This is a genomic window from Kitasatospora sp. NPDC059747, from assembly GCF_042732955.1.
Taxonomy (GTDB): Bacteria; Actinomycetota; Actinomycetes; order Streptomycetales; family Streptomycetaceae; genus Kitasatospora.
Genome location: NZ_JBHWGV010000028.1, coordinates 24,259 through 28,569, shown reverse-complemented (window position 1 = coordinate 28,569; position 4,311 = coordinate 24,259). Strand labels below are relative to the sequence as shown.

Below are 4,311 nucleotides of genomic sequence, written 5' to 3'. Positions count from 1 at the left end.
GGGGGCCGCGGGGGGGGGGGGGGGGGGGGGGGGGGGGCGCGGGGGGGGCGCGGGGGGCGCCCCCCCCCGCCCGCCGCTGCATCCGGCGACCAGCACCACGGCGGTCGCCGAGGCGGCGATCAGCACACGAATCCTCATGCACGACACGCTAGTTGACGGATCCTCAGGCGCGTGTACGCGAGATGAAGAGACGGTGCCCCGGCCTCCGCGGGGCCTCAGGAGTCGCCGTCCAGCAGGTGCTGGTGCACCTCCTGGAACGTCCACGGACCGCCGGCCGTCCGGGAGAACACCCACACGAGGTCGAAGCGGTCCGGCCAGACCGCCGGCGCGCCGCTGCCCGTCGCGCCGAGGGCCTCCACGATCCGCGGGATGCGCCCGTGCTCCCAGCTGATGAGCACCGGCTGGGCGCCCGTCAGCACCGCCCCGGCGAGCTCGGTCTCCTGCGACTCGGCGTAGGTGATGTCGACCTTCAGGCCGAGCGCGGCGCCCAGCGGGGTGACGGTCTGCCGCATCCGGTGCGCGCCGGCGAGCGGGCCCTGGTCGGAGGCGGCGTAGATCCGGGCGGGCTTGCGGAGCCCGGTGGCCGGCGGGTCGAACAGCCTGGGCAGCGCCTTCGCCCGGGACCAGCCGCGCTCGGTCAGCGACTTGCTGTCGTGCTTGCCGTTCTCGTCCAGGCCCGGCGTGCTGCCGTCCGGCTTCTCGCCGTGCCGGATGATCATCACGAAGGCGTCGCCGCCGGGATCGCTCGCGCGGGCGGCGGTCGCGTTCGCGGCCTTGGCCGCCTTCTTGGAGTCGGACTTGGAGTTCGACGAGCAGCCGGTGAGCAGCACGGGCACGACCGCGGTCAGGCCGGTGAGCAGGGTGCGGCGGGAGAGCGGAGAGGTCACGCGGCACCCCGCTCCAGGCGGACCAGCAGGTCGACGGCGGTGCCGCCGCCGTTCTGGCCGTCGTCCTGACCCTTGTGCCCGGGATCGCCGCCGACCGGACGCAGGACGCTCTCCGCCCGGACGACGGTCAGGCCGTGGTCGGCGACGTCCGCGAGGACGTCCTCCGGGCCGTACAGGACGCGCGGGTCCTGCGGGCCGCCGACGCCCTCGGCCAGGTTGCGCAGGTCGTGCCCGATCACCAGCAGGGTGCCGCCGGGGGCGAGCGCGCCGGCCGCGCGGCGCAGGGCGGCACGCCGGTCGCGGGCGGGCACCTGGAGGTAGGCGACCAGGACGAGGTCGTAGCCGGCGGCCGACGGGTCGAAGGTGCGGGCGTCGTCGTGGCGCCAGGTGAGCCGGTCGGCGACCTCGTCGGGCAGTTCGGCGGTGAGCCGTTCGGCGCGCTCGATGGCGACGGCGGAGAAGTCCAGGCCGGTGACGTCCCAGCCCTGGCCGGCCAGCCAGATCGCGTTGCGGCCCTCGCCGGCGGCGACGTCCAGGGCGTGGCCGGGCGCGCGGCCGGTCAGTTCGCGGACGACCCACAGGTTGGGATCGACGCCCCACACCAGCTCCTCCGCGGCGTAGCGGTCGTCCCAGTCCTGGCTGTCCATGGCGAGTCCTCCGTTCGGCGGGCCTGCGAGGTACCGGTCAACTTACCGGTCCGCGCAAGCCTCACCCGGGAAGGGTCCGGCCGCTGGACGCCACGGATCGGGCTCCGGCCGGGACCGGCGGGCGCGCGACCGGGACCGGCGAACCCTTGACGCGGATTATTGGTCCAGTCCAATCTGTGGTACCGAGTTCACGCGCCACCCGCCCGCGCGCCCCCACAGCGCCCGGCACGGCTCCCCACGGCCCACCCGGGCCACCGCACCGCCGGAACCCCCACACATCCGGAGGACACACCGCATGCACGACCGCGTCATGCCCGCGCGCGCCGACGCGCACCGGGCCGCACCGCGCAGACGGGCCACCGCCCTGGCCCTCGCGGCCACCCTCACCACCGGCACGGCCGCCCTCGCGCTCACCCTCGGCCCCGCGTCCGCCGCGACCGTCGACCTGCTGACCAACGGCGACTTCGAGACCGGCACCCTGGCCGGCTGGACCTGCTCGAACGGCTCGGTCGTCACCACCCCGGCGCACGGCGGGACCCACGCGCTCAGCGGGGCGGCGTCGGCCTCGGACACCGCGCAGTGCCGGCAGACCGTCGCCGTCCAGCCGAACACCGCCTACACGCTGTCCGGCTGGGTGCAGGGCAGCTACGTCTACCTCGGCGCCACCGGAGACGGCGTCAACTCCTCGACCTGGACGCCCGGGGCGACCGGGTGGAGCCGGCTGAGCACGAGCTTCACCACCGGGGCGACGACCAGCTCGGTGACCGTGTTCACCCACGGCTGGTACGGCACCGGCACCTACTACGCCGACGACCTCACGCTGACCGGCCCGTCCGGGCCGACCTCGTCGACGAGCCCCACGGCGACCGGCAGCCCCACCGCCTCGACCAGCCCGACCGCGTCCACGAGCCCGACGGCGTCCACGAGCCCCACCGCCTCGACCAGCCCGACCGCGACCGGCAGCCCGACTGCCACCGCCACCGCCACCGCCACCGGCAGCCCCACCCCGACCGCCACCGCGACGGCGAGCGGCCCCGCCGGGGACGGCAAGGTCACGACCCCCACCGGCGTCTCCGTCACCAAGGTCACCGCCAACGCCGTCGTGCTGACCTGGCAGCCCTCCACGCTGCCCTCCGGCGACGGCCCGGTCGCCTACAAGGTGTGGTCCAACGGACAACTGGTCGCCACCTCGATGGGCACCTCGGTCGCGGTCAGCTCGCTGCTCCCCCGCAGCGGCTACACCTTCAGCGTGCAGGCGTACTCCGGCGGCCACGCCTCCGCCCAGTCCGCGCCGGTGTCCACCACGACCGCCGACGCGCCCGCCCAACAGCCCGTCCGCTCGGCCTACTTCGACCAGTGGGGCATCTACGAGAACGCGTACTACCCGAAGAACGTCGACACCAGCGGCGCAGCCGGCAAGCTCGACGTCGTCCACTACGCGTTCGCCAACATCGACCCGACGAAGTTCACCTGCTTCCAGGCGGTGAAGGCCTCCGACTCCGCCAACGAGAGCAACCCGAACGCCGGTGACGGCGCCGGCGACGCCTACGCCGACTACCAGGACGGCTACACCGCCGCGAACAGCGTCGACGGCACCGACGACGGCTGGGACCAGCCCCTCAAGGGCAACTTCAACCAGCTGCGCCAGCTCAAGGCCAAGTATCCGAACCTGCGCTTCACCATCTCCATCGGCGGCTGGACGTACTCCAAGTACTTCTCCGACGCCGCCGCGACCGACGCCTCCCGCAAGGCGTTCGTCTCCTCGTGCGTCGACATGTTCCTCAAGGGCGACCTGCCGACCGGCGTCGCCGGCGACGCCTCCGGCGGCCCCGCCTCGGCGGCCGGCATCTTCGACGGCGTCGACCTCGACTGGGAGTACCCGGCCTCGGCCGGCGGCCACACCGGCAACCACTACTCCCCCGCCGACAAGCAGGACTTCACCCTGCTGCTCAAGGAGTTCCGCACCCAGCTGGACGCCCTCGGCGCCGCCCAGGGCAAGCGCTTCCTGCTGACCGCCGCCCTGCCCAGCGGCCAGGACAAGATCGCCCAGCTGGAGACCGACAAGATCGGCGCCTACCTGGACTACGCCGACGTCATGTCCTACGACATGCACGGCGCCTGGGACGCCAAGGGCCCGACCAACCACCAGGACCCGCTGCACGACAGCCCGGCCGACCCGACCACGCCGATCACCCCCGGCACCCGCAAGTACAACGTGGACACCATGCTCGCCGCGTACACCACGGGTCTCCCCGAGTACGGCATCCCCGGCGGCTTCCCGGCGAACAAGCTCGTCCTCGGCATCCCGTTCTACTGGCGCGGCTGGACGGGCGTCCCAGCCGGCTCGAACTACGGCCTGTACCAGAGCGCGACCGGCCCGACCGCGGCCAAGCCGCTCAGCCAGGAGGCCGGCCTGGCCGCCTGGAAGGAGCTCGACCCGACCGCCGCGAACACCCACTGGGACCCGGTCACCGAGAGCAGCTGGGTCTACGACGGCACCAACTTCTGGACCGGCGACACCCCGCAGGCCATCCAGGCCCGCGGCGCCTACGCCAAGGGCAAGGGGCTGGGCGGCATGTTCGCCTTCTCCTTGGAGAACGACGACGCCTCCGGCACGCTGCTGAACACCATGGACAGCAGCCTGCGTTGACGGATCGTCAGAGATGAAACAGGGCCGTGGGGGTAGCCGCTCGAAGCGCACGGCCCCCCCGCCCCGGGGGGGGGAGTGAACCCCGCCCCCGGGGGCGGGGGGGAGGATGTAGGTGTAAAGCGGCGGG

3 protein-coding genes are annotated in these 4,311 nt (G+C 73.6%); 1 reads left to right on the top strand and 2 read right to left on the bottom strand.

The annotated features are described in order from the left end of the window. Positions 1 to 215: 215 nt before the first annotated feature. A complete protein-coding gene (locus ACFV4G_RS15010) occupies positions 216 to 887 on the bottom strand; it encodes a histidine phosphatase family protein (protein WP_380440252.1) in 672 nt (223 codons plus the stop codon). Further along, positions 884 to 1,534, bottom strand: coding sequence for a class I SAM-dependent methyltransferase (locus ACFV4G_RS15005; protein WP_380440250.1), 651 nt, complete (start codon positions 1,532 to 1,534; stop codon positions 884 to 886). Before ACFV4G_RS15005 ends, ACFV4G_RS15010 begins: the two co-directional genes overlap by 4 nt. 295 nt (positions 1,535 to 1,829) lie before the next feature. Between ACFV4G_RS15005 and ACFV4G_RS15000 the strand changes: the two genes are divergently transcribed. Then, on the top strand, positions 1,830 to 4,184 hold the full coding sequence (locus ACFV4G_RS15000) for a glycosyl hydrolase family 18 protein (RefSeq protein ID WP_380440248.1): 2,355 nt from the start codon (positions 1,830 to 1,832) through the stop codon (positions 4,182 to 4,184). The last annotated feature ends 127 nt before the right edge of the window (positions 4,185 to 4,311 follow it).